At 57.2% G+C, this 15,463-nt stretch carries 17 protein-coding genes and 1 pseudogene; 11 read left to right on the top strand and 7 right to left on the bottom strand.

From position 1 onward, the window contains the following. Window positions 1–254: 254 nt before the first annotated feature. Entirely contained in the window at window positions 255–1,136 is an 882-nt protein-coding gene (locus B5525_RS24145) for a LysR family transcriptional regulator (protein WP_172899955.1), read from the top strand. Window positions 1,137–1,263: 127 nt separating this feature from the next. Here the strand turns inward: B5525_RS24145 and B5525_RS46545 are convergent. Beyond that, window positions 1,264–1,404: pseudogene (locus B5525_RS46545) on the bottom strand (L-2-amino-thiazoline-4-carboxylic acid hydrolase); the annotation flags it as partial. A gap of 303 nt (window positions 1,405–1,707) precedes the next feature. Between B5525_RS46545 and B5525_RS24135 the strand changes: the two are divergent. Together B5525_RS24135 and B5525_RS44330 are read left to right on the top strand one after the other, a co-directional pair. Next, a complete protein-coding gene (locus B5525_RS24135; protein ID WP_154073398.1) occupies window positions 1,708–2,214 on the top strand; it encodes a hypothetical protein in 507 nt (168 codons plus the stop codon). A gap of 353 nt (window positions 2,215–2,567) precedes the next feature. After that, complete coding sequence (locus tag B5525_RS44330) at window positions 2,568–2,747, top strand: hypothetical protein (protein WP_154073397.1); 180 nt, start codon at window positions 2,568–2,570, stop codon at window positions 2,745–2,747. Window positions 2,748–3,568: 821 nt separating this feature from the next. Here the strand turns inward: B5525_RS44330 and B5525_RS24125 are convergent. After that, window positions 3,569–3,838 carry a DUF2312 domain-containing protein gene (locus B5525_RS24125; RefSeq protein WP_079568238.1) on the bottom strand — a complete coding sequence of 90 codons (270 nt, stop codon included), beginning with the start codon at window positions 3,836–3,838 and terminating at the stop codon, window positions 3,569–3,571. 353 nt (window positions 3,839–4,191) lie between these two features. Between B5525_RS24125 and B5525_RS24120 the strand changes: the two genes are divergently transcribed. Beyond that, window positions 4,192–5,205, top strand: a complete 1,014-nt coding sequence (locus B5525_RS24120; RefSeq protein WP_079568237.1) for an IS110 family transposase — start codon at window positions 4,192–4,194, stop codon at window positions 5,203–5,205. Window positions 5,206–5,491: 286 nt separating this feature from the next. Here B5525_RS24120 and B5525_RS44325 read toward each other — a convergent pair whose 3' ends face one another. Further along, window positions 5,492–5,947 carry a hypothetical protein gene (locus B5525_RS44325; RefSeq protein ID WP_154073396.1) on the bottom strand — a complete coding sequence of 152 codons (456 nt, stop codon included), beginning with the start codon at window positions 5,945–5,947 and terminating at the stop codon, window positions 5,492–5,494. 50 nt (window positions 5,948–5,997) lie between these two features. Here B5525_RS44325 and B5525_RS44320 point away from each other — a divergent pair, with 50 nt between their 5' ends. From B5525_RS44320 to B5525_RS24085, 7 genes are all read left to right on the top strand, one after another. Beyond that, entirely contained in the window at window positions 5,998–6,135 is a 138-nt protein-coding gene (locus B5525_RS44320; RefSeq protein ID WP_154073395.1) for a hypothetical protein, read from the top strand. Between the two features lie 723 nt (window positions 6,136–6,858). After that, window positions 6,859–7,107, top strand: coding sequence for a hypothetical protein (locus B5525_RS24105; protein WP_079568235.1), 249 nt, complete (start codon window positions 6,859–6,861; stop codon window positions 7,105–7,107). 201 nt (window positions 7,108–7,308) lie between these two features. Then, a complete protein-coding gene (locus tag B5525_RS24100) occupies window positions 7,309–7,497 on the top strand; it encodes a hypothetical protein (protein ID WP_079568234.1) in 189 nt (62 codons plus the stop codon). 26 nt (window positions 7,498–7,523) lie between these two features. Beyond that, window positions 7,524–7,823 (top strand): hypothetical protein, encoded by a 300-nt coding sequence (locus B5525_RS44315; RefSeq protein ID WP_154073394.1) that lies wholly within the window; start codon window positions 7,524–7,526, stop codon window positions 7,821–7,823. Between the two features lie 74 nt (window positions 7,824–7,897). Further along, complete coding sequence (locus B5525_RS24095) at window positions 7,898–8,077, top strand: hypothetical protein (protein WP_079568233.1); 180 nt, start codon at window positions 7,898–7,900, stop codon at window positions 8,075–8,077. A 96-nt stretch (window positions 8,078–8,173) separates the two neighbouring features. Then, on the top strand, window positions 8,174–8,392 hold the full coding sequence (locus B5525_RS47920) for a DUF6894 family protein (protein WP_425305210.1): 219 nt from the start codon (window positions 8,174–8,176) through the stop codon (window positions 8,390–8,392). 2,234 nt (window positions 8,393–10,626) lie between these two features. Next, complete coding sequence (locus B5525_RS24085; protein ID WP_079566770.1) at window positions 10,627–10,854, top strand: hypothetical protein; 228 nt, start codon at window positions 10,627–10,629, stop codon at window positions 10,852–10,854. A 300-nt stretch (window positions 10,855–11,154) separates the two neighbouring features. Here the strand turns inward: B5525_RS24085 and B5525_RS24080 are convergent, their stop codons facing one another. The 4 genes from B5525_RS24080 to B5525_RS24060 all read right to left on the bottom strand — a co-directional run bounded on the left by B5525_RS24080 (window position 11,155) and on the right by B5525_RS24060 (window position 15,155). After that, entirely contained in the window at window positions 11,155–11,484 is a 330-nt protein-coding gene (locus tag B5525_RS24080; RefSeq protein WP_244567563.1) for a DUF2285 domain-containing protein, read from the bottom strand. A gap of 1,054 nt (window positions 11,485–12,538) precedes the next feature. Next, entirely contained in the window at window positions 12,539–13,156 is a 618-nt protein-coding gene (locus tag B5525_RS24065; RefSeq protein WP_338075104.1) for a hypothetical protein, read from the bottom strand. A gap of 11 nt (window positions 13,157–13,167) precedes the next feature. After that, entirely contained in the window at window positions 13,168–13,476 is a 309-nt protein-coding gene (locus B5525_RS47535; RefSeq protein ID WP_338075102.1) for a hypothetical protein, read from the bottom strand. Between the two features lie 878 nt (window positions 13,477–14,354). Beyond that, window positions 14,355–15,155 carry a YiiX/YebB-like N1pC/P60 family cysteine hydrolase gene (locus tag B5525_RS24060; protein ID WP_079568229.1) on the bottom strand — a complete coding sequence of 267 codons (801 nt, stop codon included), beginning with the start codon at window positions 15,153–15,155 and terminating at the stop codon, window positions 14,355–14,357. Window positions 15,156–15,463 lie beyond the last annotated feature (308 nt).

The following is a 15,463-nucleotide window of genomic DNA, read 5'->3' as shown; positions in this document are numbered from 1 at the left end:
GTATCGCGTCGGGAAAAATGGCAGCGAGGCCACCGGTGCACGCCAGCGATACAAGCCCTCGTTTCGTGATCATAGGATCGTCCTGATGTTGGGCTCGGTCCGGCGATCACCGAACCGCCGTCACTCTGGCCGGCCGGAGCATTATCTGGTAGACCGAAAATTGCGGCATCCCTGTAACCCCTAGGTTAAGGCTCGCAATGGACTGGTCGGATCGAATTGGCCGCCGCGTCAAGTTGCGCGACCTTCATGTTCTGATGGCGGTTGCCGATACCGGCAGCATGGCGAAGGCGGCCGCCAGGCTGAGGATTTCACATCCCGCCGTCTCTAAGGCGATCTCCGAAATCGAAGGCACGCTCGGCGTGCGACTATTCGATCGTAACTCGCAGGGCGCCGAGCTCACCGCCCATAGCGAAGTACTACTTCGTTGCGGCATCAATGTCTTCGACGAGATGCAGCAAGGCATTCGCTCGCTCGAACATCTATCCGATCCAAACTCCGGCGAGGTGAGGCTTGGATGCACCGACATCATTCTTCACAGTCTGGTGCCGCCTACCGTGCGAAAATTTTCAGCGAAATATCCCGGCGTGCAGCTGGACGTAAGATTGACCAATCCTGGTGAACATCAGGTCCAGGAACTGCTTGAGCGCAAGATCGATCTGCTGATTACGAGGGCCACAGGACAGCAGGAGGACTTTCATTCCGAAGTTCTGTTCGATGAGCCGTTTGTGTTCGTTGTTGGAGCGCACGGCGAATTGGCGCGAAAGCGCCGAATTGCCCTCGCGGAAATCATCAAGGGCAATTGGGTCTTGCCGCCATATGACAGCGCGCCGGGCACATTGGTTGCTGAGGTATTTCGGGCCAACGGCTTTTCACCACCGAGGCCGCTGGTCAAAACCATAGCTATCCAGCTCACGGTCTCGCTCATTGCGAGCGGGGAATTTGTCGGAATTCTTCCGATGTCGGTCGCGGCATTAAGCGCGCATCAGGCCTCTTTGCGGGCTTTGCCGCTGAAATCCCCGGGCCCGCGAATTTCGGCAGAGATCGTGTTCCTGAAAAATCGAACACTCAGCCCCGCGGTTGAAGCGTTCATCGACTGTACGCGGGAAGTCGCGAAATCGCTTGTCCGCGCGCCTTAATCAAACGTATGGCGCTTTTGGCACCAAACGGACGTGGGACGATGTCCGACGTGAGTCCGCTATTGGATGAACAGCGGACAACATCTGCTCGGTGCGAGTATTTCTCAGTTTGACCCGAATGCGACCATCAGTCTTTCTGCCGCCCGTAGCGAAAATCGCAGTGGCTCGCGCCCTGCATGATGGTTTGTGTGCGTGTGAGCTTTGTGTCGGGGCCAAGACCCTCGGCGAACGGGAAGTCCGAGCTGCAGACCAGCAAGAATCCAAGCTTGACCCAACTGCGACATTCGCGGTGCACTGCGGCAACGGTTCTGATGCCGATATCACCCCCATCAAAAAGTCGTTTAAGCCAATACAATGCTGTGTCCAGAGCATGGGGACGGACATGCAGGGGCGCGAGTTCATTACTCTGATCAGCGGCGCAAGGGAGGTTCTCACGCAAAAATTCATGCTTATTGCCGTATTGGAATGTCGCCTTCGTCAAGGTGATTGAAGGTGACCTCGGCACTCGCACTTAGTTGGAAATCTTTGGGACTTATCTGTGGTCGTCCCGTTCATCATGGGTTCAGTGCAAATGACAAAACTCACCTGGTCGCAACGCCTGCAGGAAATCCTGCCGACGTTGTCAGGCGCAGAGCCACTTTCCAAAGGAAACAAGTTCATGATTAATCGGCGTCTCGTACTCGGAATGATCGCGGCAGCTACCACGATCGACGCGTCTCGCATCGCGTTCGCGAAGGAGAAGCACCATCTCAATGGAAAAGACCTGCTTGGCGAAAACATCAAAAAGAATGGCAAGCACAAGATCCATACGACTGGAAAAAAAGTCGATGTGTTCGCTGAAGTGAACAACGGCAAGGTAACCGCTGTTACCGCCGTCGGAATGCAGGTGAAGAAAGTGAAGTCTCGTCAGAAGCTGGCTGAGGCGACACCTGGGATAACGCTTGCCAGCATGCAGCTCGCACAGGCCGACGTCTACTACTACGGCTATTGGGTCTATGACGATCTTACCGATACCTACATTTGGTTCCCGGTCGACTACGTGATCGTAGATTCGTCTTGGGTCGAGTATGTACCTTAGGCTGGGGGAGCGATCGGGCCAGCGATCAAGCGTCGGCCCGATCTGCTTTGCGAGTCGCGAATTATCCGCGCGGCTCGCAAAGGAACACCGCTGAGACTTGTCTGACCAGGATGTCACTGGTGAACCAATGTGGCCTCGCGCCGCGTTCGAAAGCTCTTGTCTTGCGCACGTGGACGCGGGAGGTCTCATCTCCTACGGACCGGACCTTCCAGATATGTTTTGCCGTTGCGGCGTCTACGCCAATATCCTGTTGAAGGTCAGGCCCTGTCGGCGTGTTTTCAGAGCCAACTGTTCAACCACGGTTATGTTGGCATCGCCACACTGTGTCACCAATCAACTCACCGGAGGCTTTGATGGGAAAGCCCATTATTCGCATTCTCTCTGCCGCAGCGTTCACCTCATTTGCTGCAACCAGCGCCAGCGCCATGCCGATCGCGCTACCCTTGGTGCCGACGTCGAGCGTGGAACAGGTCGGCTGGGTCTGTAACGAATGGGGACGATGCTGGTGGCAACCGAACTACTATCGTCCCTAAGGGGACTATCGCTATCGATATGACGACGATGATGATTGGCGTCGCCGTTATCGCTATCGATACGGCTACTATGGTCCACATCCACATTATTGGGGCGGTTACGGCGGTTGGCGCCGCGACCGCGAGGATGACGACGACTAATCGTAAGCAGGCTGTCACCCGATCAAGCGACAATGTGATGAGAATGAAAACAGAAAACCCGCCCGGCCTTTGCACCGGGCGGGCCATGGTAGTGTGGGGTTCCAGCCGAACGGCGGAGATGTGCTCGACGTCGACTCAGCAGAGAATTTCGCCGAGGATATACTGCAGGTTCTCGGGCCGTGACGGAGATGGCGGCGCGCGTCGCCAGCGTTTCAAACCAGCCCTCACGCAGAGGGCGCTCCTTTGTTGCGGTGCGTGAGTCCGAAACTGGCACGAAACGGACATGCCGGAGCGGCCTGGCGATGTCTGCTGTCGAGGGTAGAACGGACATCTGCTCAAGCGAGCAGACCTCCAACGATTCTACCAATTCTCTGGTACGGATTGGTTCATGTGCGAGCCGATCGATCGCCGGGTGCGCGTCTCTCTTGTTGCACTTGGCTGACGTTAGGGCTTTGGCCAATGACCGCTTTGCGCCAGAAGCGGCCCTTTACCCAGAGTCCCTACGCCAGACGATAAAAAACAAAGGCCACGCGGGCATTACACCGCATGGCCTTTGCGAGACTGTCCCCCTAGGCCCTCCAGAGATTCCGTCTCGGGGCGCATAGTGTGCGGGTGGAGGCGCCTGTCTAGGGTGTGATGGAATTACCCACAGTTGCGGCGAACGAACCAGCCCTACTTCATCATGCAGCCTTGGCGACCTTCTCCGGCCCGGCCTGCTCCATGGCGCGCATATAGAGATCGAGCAGACCCTCGCGCTCGTCGCGCTCTTCCTGGTCCTGCTTTCGAAGTTTGATGATCTCTTTGAGGATCTTCACGTCAAACCCCTCCCCTTTAGCCTCCGCAAACACTTCCTTCTTTTGTTCGTTCAACTCCAACAATTCGGTGTCCAGATTTTCGATCCGTTCAACGAACGCGCGAATTTTGCCGCCGGGAATGGTGACGTCAGACATAGTGCCTCCCTGATAAATGGAAGCGCAAAATGCCCGCAAAAAAATAACTAATGTGTTAACCCAAAAAACCAAAGCGAAAAGGTGATTAACGGCGGACCCGGCGTCTACCTGATGCCCGCATTGCGCCGATATTGTTGAAACGTCTTTTTTGAGTGACGAACGAGAATTCTCAGAGCCGCTGATGCGTTTTGTGCGAGGCGACGTGACTTTCGTGAGATTTTTTGGGTTGTTCGATTTTGGACTTTTGCAACATGGGGTAATTCCGGGATCGAGCCAGACAAAGGCAAGGGAATCAGTTCTCCAGAAACGTATGAGGCCAGCCTCATGTGGCCTCGCAACGATGGAGAGCGGCAATGGAATACTATGTCGGACTGGACGTGTCGTTGAAGCAGACATCGATCTGCGTGGTGGACCAGACGGGGTCGGTCGTGCGAGAGGGTGTGGTCGATTCAGATCCTGAGACGATCTCGGTTTACGTGAAGTCGAAGGCGCCGGGCGCGGTACGCATCGGCCTCGAGACCGGACCGACGTCCACCTGGTTATGGACAGAGCTTAAGCAACTTGGCCTACCGGTGATCTGCATCGACGCGCGCCATGCCAAGGCCGTGCTCAAGATGCAGATCAACAAGAGCGACCGCAACGATGCTATCGGGATCGCCCGCATCATGCAGACCGGCTGGTTCAAGGAGGTGCATGTCAAGGATATCGACTGCCACTCGGTCAGGGCGCTGCTGGCCAGCCGGGCTCTTCTGGTCAAGATCAAGCCCGATCTCGAGAACCATGTCCGCGGCCTTCTCAAGAATCTCGGCCTTGTCATCGGCCGTGCCAAGTTCAATGTCTTCGCCGTGCGAGCCGAGGAGTTGATCGAGGGCCGTCCTGAGCTGATAGCTGCGGTCAGACCGCGGCTCGAAGCGCGCGATGCCGTCGGGCAGCAGGTCAGTGAGCTTGACCGCAAGGTTATGAAACTGGCTCGCCATGATGCGCAGGTCCGTCGGTTTATAACCGTGCCTGGGGTCGGTCCGATCACTGCGCTCGCCTTCAAGGCACGGCTTGCGCGGTCGAGAAGCGTAGGTGCTTACGTCGGGCTAACCAGTAGACGCCATGCGTCCGGAGAGGTCGATTGGACAGGTCGCATCTCTAAGTGCGGCGACGCGATGCTACGAAGTTACCTGTTTGAAGCAGCTGGGGTTCTGCTGACGCGCGTCCCAAAATGGTCCGCCGTTAAGGCTTCGAGTGTAAGGCTCGCCAAGCGCAACGGGCTCCGCAAGGCCGAGGTTGCGGTCGCGCGCAAGCTCGCGGTCATTCTGCATCGCATGTGGATCGATGGAACCGAGTTCAACTGGTCGAAGAAGGAAATTGCTGCCTAGCGAGGACATTAGCGAGATCTGCCAAACAGGCGGGGAAAGACGTCCCTGCCGGGACGATGGCGATGGTGAGTTCGACCGATTCTTTGCGAGCGCCTGAAAGGGCGACCGCGATTGCAACATTGAACCGCCAGCGTCACCTTGCGCCATCATGCGGAGGGTCCACCCCTATCGCGGAGAGAACAGTGGGCCCGGCAAGGACGATCATTGGGGAGCTTGACACCCAGACCCGGAATTAGAGCACATCAACAACGATTCCGCTGAACGGCCTCGGAACCGAACTCGCCCGTCAGTCGTTTTGCGCCCTCATGTATGAGGTCGCCATGGTGAGAAGGTGAACAGCAGCAGTTCCTAATTCCTGCATCTCTTTGTCCATCGTGTAGACACCTGCTGCGCGATGGTATGCAATGCCTACGGTAGCGTAAGCGTCGGTGACGAAGTCGGAAATGCGTTCATCTTTCTTCAGCGCACCCCGCTCTTCACGCCCCAAGACCATTTTCATCGCTGCACCGGAAGTGGCTTCGGCGATTTGGGCATCTTCTAATTCGGGGGGCGGTAAACCTGGTTTCACTGGCTGACATTGCTTAGACGCCTCTTCGACAGCCCGATAGAATTGAGCCTTTCGCGTTTCATCTGCGTTTAGGTAGCTTTTCAGAAAGCGCCGCGACCTTGCTTCAAGGTGTTTGCGATCAAGTTTAATTTTCCTCCGCCGCTCCCGCTTCTCGGATTTAAACCAGCCAAACACGGTTTCGCTCCCACTGCCTCACGGCACAGATAGTACCGCTCGATAAACCGATGCCCGCCCAATTTTCAGTGCCTTCGGGGGCGCTTGCTCTAAAGCTCGCCACGTTCTCTGCGCGCCTCATCAAGGTGCTGCTCGATGCGATCGAGGTCTTCTTCGAACTCCTGAGAAGGCTCGAGTGGTCACTTTGACCAGCCTAAAAACTAATCTTAGGCCGGTTTGTAGGTCTCCGCAAAAGCAAACAGGAGAGGGAAAATCACCTTCGGGGCGCGAGCGTCGTTGCGCTCAGCCTGATCTATAGCCTCGATCAGCGTACCCGCCCGAAGGATTGCGGGCCTGCGTGCGGAGCCTGGCATCGGGCGGCGCTACGTGCCGGCTGGTGGACGAATCGGAAAATAGTTCTGACTCATAATCGTAATGACTCTGACGCAACAAAAAGAAATAAGGTTGTGGATAAGGGAGGCCGATGATGAGTGATAATGATTGCACGATAATGGAATTGTATTGCTTGGAGCGGGCGAGGTTAGAGCCTCACAATCGGGGCAAATGGATTGCACAGGCCGAGCGTTGGCACGAGCTTGAGCGAGCGCAGCTCTCGTGGCGCAAGCAGAAGAGACCACTTCAGCAGTCGATGCACGCAGGCCCGATGACAACGCAACAGCGCCAACTCAGTTAAGGTTTACGCTGAGCGGCACCCTTAGACGCGGTTAGCTGATCCATGCCTTTCCGGGTGCAGTCGACCCTCTCGAACAGTCGACTTGATCGGTGCTACGAAGAACTCATTTCCGTTCTCATCGCGCACCGAAATGCCGCCAAGGCAAGCTGATGCAACCGCAATGCATCAATCGACTTTGACATTTCGATCCAAAGCATATAACCGCCCTGCGGCTGCGTGAGCCGGCAGGAGTCAGGCCATGGCCGGAATTACATATTTCGTGGCGTTGCCGTTCGATGTTACTGACGGCAACGTCGTTGTCGGTGAACCCGTTGAATGTCCAAATCCTGCAGCCGCGATAGAAAGTGCGCAGGGTCTTTGGAACGTATTCGGTCGTACCGGTGCGGTCGCTTTCAGTCGCACTGGCGATCCGGCGACCGGCGATTTTCGCGATGCAACTGTGTTGCGAAAGTTCGGTGATGTGCCAGATGATTTGAGTGCGTTGTGACGTGCACCGCCAGTAAGCTTTACTAGTTAGGTTAAGCAGCGAGTTTCGTTGATGCTTGACATTCCCGAGCTATCATCAACCGTCGCGCAGAGTTGACCGACTGCCCCCCAAGTCACCGGCCACATTTCTAACTCACGCGATAGGGGCCGTCGGTGTCCCCGCCCCGGCGGCCCCGTCATTTTTATAAAGCCGTGATCTTTCATGACCGATCAAGAGCTAATTTTCTTCGCGTTGCGTCAGGTCGGTCTGATTGTCGCCGAACATCTTGAGTCGTCGACGAGTGATGCGGACGAAATAATCACCCAACTCATCGCAGTTCTGGACACGGAAGAACTGGCCGCAGCAATGAACCGGGTCGAGCACAGGGTTGGGCTGCGAGTGATAAAGTAGTTACCTGCTTGCGATTCGGGGGGACCATGAGCACACAGCGGCAAAGAACCGGCAACCGGCTAGCTACGCGTCCAAAGCAGCCACCAGCCGTTGGTAGAGTTACAGCTCGGCAGTTTCCGATCCAGCACGAAATTCAGAAATTAGAAGATGAATTGGACGCCTTCAACGAACGCATTGCAGAGTTGGAAGGTCATCGGGGTCATGCGATGGAAGTGTTGAAGGCAAAAGCGATGGATTTCGCTTGCCAGATCGATGAGCTACGCTGCCTGTTAGTTGAGTCCGCTCCCCAAGTGGAGTTTCATAAACGAAATCCACCGAAGGGTTGAACTAGCCGACCAACAATGGCACATTTCGAACAAACTTTGCAGTAATAGAACTCCGGTTCTCAAGGAGCCGGTGAATGCCAAAAAAGAAAGAAGTAGTTCGTCGCGCATGGACCAAGGACGATCTACGCACGTTGAAGGCCATGGCCAAAGAAAAACGGGGAGCTGCGAGAATCGCCAAGGCATTGAGGCGAACCGTTGGTGCAACCACGGTAATGGCGGCGAAGCACGAGATATCGTTGAGTACGCGGGGATAATGGACACATTTTAATCCAGCCCAAACCTGACTTATCTGTTACTAACTGACTCATTTGTCACTAGATGCCAACCATCGCTCGCATTATTGCGGCGCGATGCGTTATTTCTTTCACATCGTTGGTGGTTCAGAACTGTTTCCCGACGAACTGGGACGTAGTCTGCCGACTCTTGAATCCGCGAGACGTCACGCTAAGGTCCTTGCTGAAGAATTAAGAAAGGGCGGCGATTTTTGCGGATCAAGTCTAGTGCGCGTTGTTGATGAGCATGGCAATACAGTCTTCGAATGCCCGGTCTCATCGCCGAAGTCAGACTAACCCGCAAGCAAATTCACGACGCTCGCGCCGTTCGTGATGCAGCGTGGCCCAACGCTATGTCGGTAACGTCGGGCCGTGTTCGGCTTGCCGATAAAACTGTTACGCGGCCAACGCGGGCTGGCCGCACTGGTTGGTATTCGCGGCGGCGTTTGGCGCACGCGTGTCTAACTCGCCGTGTTTGTCGTTTGCAGCGCATCCGGTCGGGTTGGTAAATTGAGCTGCCGCGTTCATTGGGCGAAAACCCGATTTTGCCCAGCAGGCCAATCAACATCGAAGTACAAGAGCACGGCTGATTGACAGAGTTAAGAAGACGGGGGGACTAGGAAGCGGGGCGTGACGATGGGAGCCAGTTTGATGGAGTACGTTGCCGCATTGCGTTGGATCATACCGGTTTTCGCGCTTGCCGTTTTGTCGCCGCAGAACGCTTCGGCGATTGACTGCGACGCGCAGCGCGGCTGTCGCAAATCGCCCCTACAGCAAACAACAGCTACCTATTTGCCACCGCCGTTCGTGGCATTCGGTTCGATTACTGGTCCGATAGTCGGCTGCTACGGGTTTGATCGCGGCCCTATGTACAGCCCGACTCCTTGCAACTTTTCCAATCCGTAGGGGTATGGTGGAACTTACAAAGGGACAAGCAAACGCGGAAAGCATGATTAGCAGCCACGCCGGCGAGCGTCGCCGAGGTCTCAGTGGATCGCGTTCTGCGGGATGTCCTGTCTCTCGAGCTGAAGCACTGCGGGCAGCTGGAGAAGACTCGAGTCGCACGGGTCCCTGGTATCGCTAGGACTGGCACGGCGGCAGCGTGGCAGTGGTGCCTTCCGCCGCTGGGTCTATGTGCGATCTGGGTGTGACGAAGGTGTCGTCAGGCCCGAGCGCAGCGGCAAGGTGGTGACCCTCAGGCCGGCGGCGCCAACACAGGCTCAGATCCAGGCGCTGATCGATAGCAAGGTGACGCGCTTCTAGCTCAGACAAACACCATTTGCGGCGCGTCGGGTAAGGATTTCGGGGAATGCGTCGGAAACGTCGGTGTTCCCCCCGAAATTGTGAACGCCGGTTGATCGTCGAATACCGCAATGCACACTACCTGCGGAGTCAGGTAATTGAAGCGACTCCACAATGCAGAACAGCACAGTTTTACCCGTGATCGTGGCCTTGATCGTCGCCATTGTGGGTCAGGGCATTATACTCTTCGGCGACTTCGGCCCAGGTAATCGCCCAAATCGCAGCGGGATGATTACCGCCGCAGCGGTGTCGAGGGCCGGCGCGATCGAGATACCCGCTGGGCCCTGAGAGAACGGGGACCACACACAAACATGAATGGGAATAAAATCCTTACGACCACGCCATCACATCCGCGTGTGGCCGATGACTTCGCCGGTTCCATCATCATTTGTCTGAAGGCTGCGTGCTTCGGTCGCCCCGTGCGCACAGTCGGAGCGGCCGCGAACACCCTCCTCCAATAAGCCCCCCGGCGGCCGCTCTCGATATCTCGCCACAGCCTCGCGCTCGACACCCCATGCCGCCGGCGCCCCGACGGCCTAGTTTCACGATGGGCCAGACTCTAGCGTCCCCAGTGCGCCTGGCCCGCGCGGCCGGCCGTGATCCCCTCATGCGAGGCGGCCGGCCGCGTTCTTGGGCGTGTCGTGCCCGTCTCACATGGCGGCCGACAAGCGAACGGCTCCAGCGATGGGGGCAAGCCGGAGCCGTTCTGCTATCGGGCCTTGGGGGAAGGTGATCCGATAGTGATGAGCCAACTCCGGAAAGCTGCATCCGTTCCTTGGAACGGTACTCCGCCGGCGGGATTGCTTTGATCAGGCTGTGCGCGGCTCAATCCCTGGCGCGCGCGGCCGGCGAGGCCTCGTAGCCCCCTACTCATTGCGAGGCCTCGCTCAAAATAAGCCGATTGACATCCCCGCGGCACGATCCGTAACGAGGGCACGATGGCGTTGGTCGAGGACGCAACGAAACGACTTCCTTGCGAACTCGAGCTGAAAACGTTGTGCGAAGGCAACAGTCAGCGAAAACTATGCGTCGCTGCCGCGCGAGGTCGAGGCATCGGCACCGCAAAGACCTCGTACAGGTGGCAGATCCTAAACCTAGGTATGCTCTTCTCAACCAAGTAACGGTACGGATCAAACCTCCGCACAATTCCCCTTCTATCTCTCTGTGATTACGCTTGTGGATACAGAATCGGGCATCTTCATTTTCGGCCCGGCACAGTAGAGACCAACATGCAAATCACCGTCGTCGCCCTAATGTGCCACACGCTGGCCAGCATCCCGCAGCCGGTCTGCCGTGAGGAAATCGTTGTCAAGGACGAGATGCCCATGCAGGCTTGCATGCTATCGCAGCCTGCGATCGCAGACTGGAAGCGCCGCTCGATGTTCAGCGGTGACCAGTGGAACGTTGCCCGCATCAAGTGCGTGCCAGGCGACTACGTCCTCAAGGGGGCGGCCTAATACCAGCGCCCTGGGAGCACATCATGCGGAAATTCCACTCTATCGCTACTCTGCGCGGCGACGGACTCCGGCCCGAACTTCAGGCATTATTCGATCGCCTTGCCATCGATCCACGCCCCGTATTCCTCGTAAGAGACGACGGAATGGTCCAAGCCGGTCCGGACCCCGCCTCCGGGACAGCGCTCACAAACGTTGTGCCTCTTCGCGCTGATAGGCCCGCCTGCGGTCGCTGACGCGGCGCGTGGGCAAACGCCAAGCACGGCATCCAGCGCACCGCAGAGGACGAGCGCCGCGCGGTGATTAAACGCCGGAGGTGCAGGCCAAGATCGAGCGTTGCATCGCAGCCGGCGAGTCGTCAGGTCCGCCGATCGGTACCGCGGAGCAATCCGCGGTACCGAACTCCGCCATCCATTTTGCGCGGGCCAAGTGGCTCTCGAAAGCCCTCCTGGTGCGATCGGATTCCGGATCACGATGCAGCACTATTCGTGCGACGTCACGCCAGTCGGCACCCTCCGCGTCCGCGTCGAGCAGGCGCAGATAGGTGACAATGTGTTGCTCGTCATAAACGGTCAAAACGGAATCGGAGGGCGCAGTATCGGCGATATCTGGATCAAGCGGCGGCATCTGCATGGACGGTCTCGCGACGTTGTGGATCCACCAACCTGCCTTGGGCTCCACGGCATATTGATGACGGCGGAGCGAACTGCATTTTCCGTTGGCCGCCGGCTGCGGAAAGCTACGATCGCGGCAGGGGGGGCACGGGGGAGCGGTTTGGCCGGGCGGCGGTAGAGAGAACCCCCAACGTGATCTTAGCGCGTCCCCCGCGGCGCCTGCCGCGTTAGACGGCCCCTTCAGCGGATCATTTCGTGGGAGCGGTTCCGACGAAACCAATCTGTTGGCGACGAAGCCATTTCTGGTGGAGCGGCGACGTCGGTTTGAAACGATGCTCGGTTAGATCCTGCGGCAGTGTTTCAAACGACGGGGGTTCGATCATGCCCGCGCTATTTGACGTGCTTTACAAGGAATATTGCCGAGCGCGCCTCACCGAAATGCGGAAACAGCTTCTAATCCGGCAAGAAGTTCCAGACGCGAATTGCGATGCCAGGGATTCTGACGGTGCTGCTGATCGGTGTAACGCTGTGGGCGACAGCAGGATAGCTGGGCAGCACTACTCGATCAGATGAAATTGCCGCCGCTTCTCGCGCTGGACGCAAGCGATCGCGCGATCGGCCGTCCTCACGTCAGCGGTTCCGTACAGCGTTATCTTGACGGAGAAGGTCGCAGGCCGCCAACCTCGAAGGATTTGAATGCCGCCGATGGACTCGCAACCGGGCCATTGCCGAACAGCGTGGAGGCACTCCTTCCGGAGAGCCACGTAGTCTAGGCCGACTGTCTGGTATTTCACCATACCGGCCGGACCCGCGCTGAATGCCGCCAACTATGGCGGCCCGGCTGCGTGCCCCCGTCGGTCACGCGCCGGGCCTTGCCAGTCGATTGTTATGCGTCTGATTACGACGGGCTGAACGATTTATGACGCAGCCGTGTCAGTTTGAAAACGGCTTGCCCCCGTTTTTCGAACGTTTTTCGGGCGTGACGGTGAGGCGAAGAGCGACTTCGTGGGAGCCGTCGAAAACCTCGAGCAGGTGCCCGGCCCACCTGCGCGACGAACCATATTAGCGCGACGTTAGCCCGAATGAAGGCAATGCAGGGTGATTTCCGGCGGACAGTTGAAACGAACAGGAACGACGCTCGATCCAGCACCCACAGAGGTGTAACCAGTCATGTTATGATACTGCCAAGCTCCCGCCCCCATCTGTCGAGGCAATACTGCGTCAAGTATAATCGGAATAGATCCTGGCAGACAGATCTGGCCACCGTGCGTGTGTCCGCTCAGCAACAAATTGAAATCGGCATGAGCCGCCTGGCGATAGATTTCCGGTGTGTGCGACAATAAGATGGAGAACTTGCCAGACGGTATCTGCGATGCAGCCTTTTCGATATTGTCGACCTTGAAGCAGTGCGCGTCATCGATTCCCGCTAGATAGATCTGGTGATCACCGCGCACGATCACCTCGCTCTCATTGAGCAGCATCCGTATTCCGATGGCTTCCAGCCCCGGAACCATTTGGATGGTATCGTGATCGCCCAGCACTCCATAAACGGGCTCCTTTAGATGAGCCCGCGCTCGTCCGACGCCGTCCAAGGTTGCCTCGAACGGTCCACAATTCTTCCCTCGATAGTAGCCGGTTAGAACACATAAATCGTAACGCATGTCGCCGACGAGTTCGATCAGGCGCTGCATGGCAGCTTTGTTCAGTCCACATGCATGTCGTTAAGGTGGAGTATGGTGAAGCCGTCAAAAAGCGCCGGCAACTCCTTGAACAAGATGTCATTGCGCTTGACGAGAATGCGTCCTGTATTCCGGCATCCGCGCCAATCGAGACCGGTCAGCTTCAGTGCGTTTCGAATGACAGAATGGACCGGATACCAATTCTTTGCGTGAAAGGAGAGCAGACCTTTGCCGAAGATTTTCGCCTCATGGTCCGTCTCGATACCCAATCGCTGTCTCGCACGGAGCGGTCCGAGACGTTCCTCCAATTTGCGCAAGATATCTTCGTCCATGGAATAACTTCCTCCGAGATCGGCTCGACCTTCCATGGGGAGCATGAGGCTTCGCCAGACACTGCAGAGTATTCCCTTTGGGCAAATAGCCCGCAGCCCCTTGAGGGACGGTACCAAAGCAGGGCAATTCATAAGGGCTTTGCTGCTTGATGTCCTACTAGGTAGTCGGACCCCGCGCCTATTACCCGAACGGACATGACCCTCGCCGGCACTGTCCCGCGGCCCGTGTTGAGAGCAATCGGGGAAGGAATACGACGGTGGCGCCGAGGGCTCTTTAGCGAGTTGACTTCTGCGCGGAAGGGTGCGGACGGATCGAGCAGCACGGTCGATGCGAACGATCCGCGAGAGCGCGGTTGTGTCCGCCACCCACCGGGCCGCAACACATCGGGGGGAGGCACAATGCGATTCTACCTGGTCATTTCAGGATCAGTCCGATTGTAGGCCTCAAGAACTGTTAGACTCGCTCGCAAGAAGGCAAGGCAATTGACTTGGGAGATCAAAAAACCAAGATTGATCAGTTCAAGCGCAGCTTCCCATGAGTTCTCTCTCGGCGCGGATCTCGCTCTCGCGCCGCCATGAATGACCAAAGGTCGAAAGCTACGGCCACGCTGCCGGTACTTTGCTTCCGGTCGGATGCCGTTCGAGCAATGGATCAATTGTAGGCGTGGCTTTAACATATCAATCTCCAGATTGATTTGTGGTCGACGAGACGGCGATCGCACCAGCCGCCAATTCGTGGGGCGACTGACAACGGCAGTGCGCTTAGGCTGCCGGGTTCGCCATCGCCGCCTCGCTCGGTCCAGAACAAAGAACTGAGCCCCATGTTTGAAACGACGTGAGCGCCCTGCAACTCAGTGCCTCATCCGGGCAATTCGGGTTTAGGCTACTTCCGCGATTGCGTCTTCGATCTCTGGAGCGAGCGTGACCTGTCCGGTGTGAACCTCGGGAAGATCGGCCCAATGCATATCTTTATAGTTGAATCCGCGCGCGAGCGTGGGCTTCACCACCATGAAGTAGGGCGAAATATCGAAGTCGCGCGGCGCGTAAAGTGACGAGTGGCGGATCTCGGCGGTTTCGCGCCACGACGTCTGGCTTTCGACGTGCGTGATCTTGGGCAAGATCGGGTAACGCACGACATCGAATGCTTGCGCAATTAGCGAAGAACAGATGATGCGGCCAGCATCGCCGGACCCGAGCGCAATCGTTCGACGGCGCCAACGCGGCGCCACTGGCCATGGGAACAGGTAGCGCATCAGGTCGACGACGTTTTTGAAATCGTAGCCGAGACCAATGCGTTCGGAGGCGTAGCGGCAGACTTTTTCGCAGTCCGCTTCGCTCAGGCCCACCGGCCGGCAGATGCGGGTTTGACAATGCAGATATTTCGATAGCGGCGCCGACACGACACCTTCGTCGATATTGGCTTCTATCAGGACATGGGGCTCGCCGTCGGTTGCGACGCCGGCCATCGGCCCGACATACAATGCTGAATGCGACCAGGTCGATTGAGTGAGATATTTGATGCTGCCAGAAATACGACCTTTGCCCTCAACCAGCAAAACATCACCGGGTCGAAGGGTGTCGCGTAAGCCCGTCAAATCGTTCGGAGTGAACGGCTCGCAGTTGGCCGGCTTCTGTAACCCGGCAATCAAACGTCCGACAAGGTCGAACATCCGGCCCATGACTCGCTCCTCGCCTTTTTTGGTGTTTTCCCGTAGGACGGTGCCAGACGCCTCAACTGTCGTTCGGTCACCTAAATTAAAGTGTAATCATAGAGAGATGGACTGGACCATTGCACGGAGGTTGATCCAACACGTAACATTGGGTTGAGAAGAGCATACCTAGGTTTAAGATCGGCCACCCTGGGCCTGGTCGCGATCAGAAAGGTACGCAAACTGGAGTGACGCACCCATCAAGTCGGAACCGCCTTTCGCGGCTGGGGGCGTGCGGTCATTACGGCGCATGGCATGAGCAAAGCGTTCGCCGATCT

The sequence above is a fragment of the Bradyrhizobium erythrophlei genome (assembly GCF_900129505.1).
Taxonomy (GTDB): Bacteria; Pseudomonadota; Alphaproteobacteria; order Rhizobiales; family Xanthobacteraceae; genus Bradyrhizobium; species Bradyrhizobium erythrophlei_D.
This window is presented reverse-complemented; position numbering and strand designations above follow the sequence as displayed.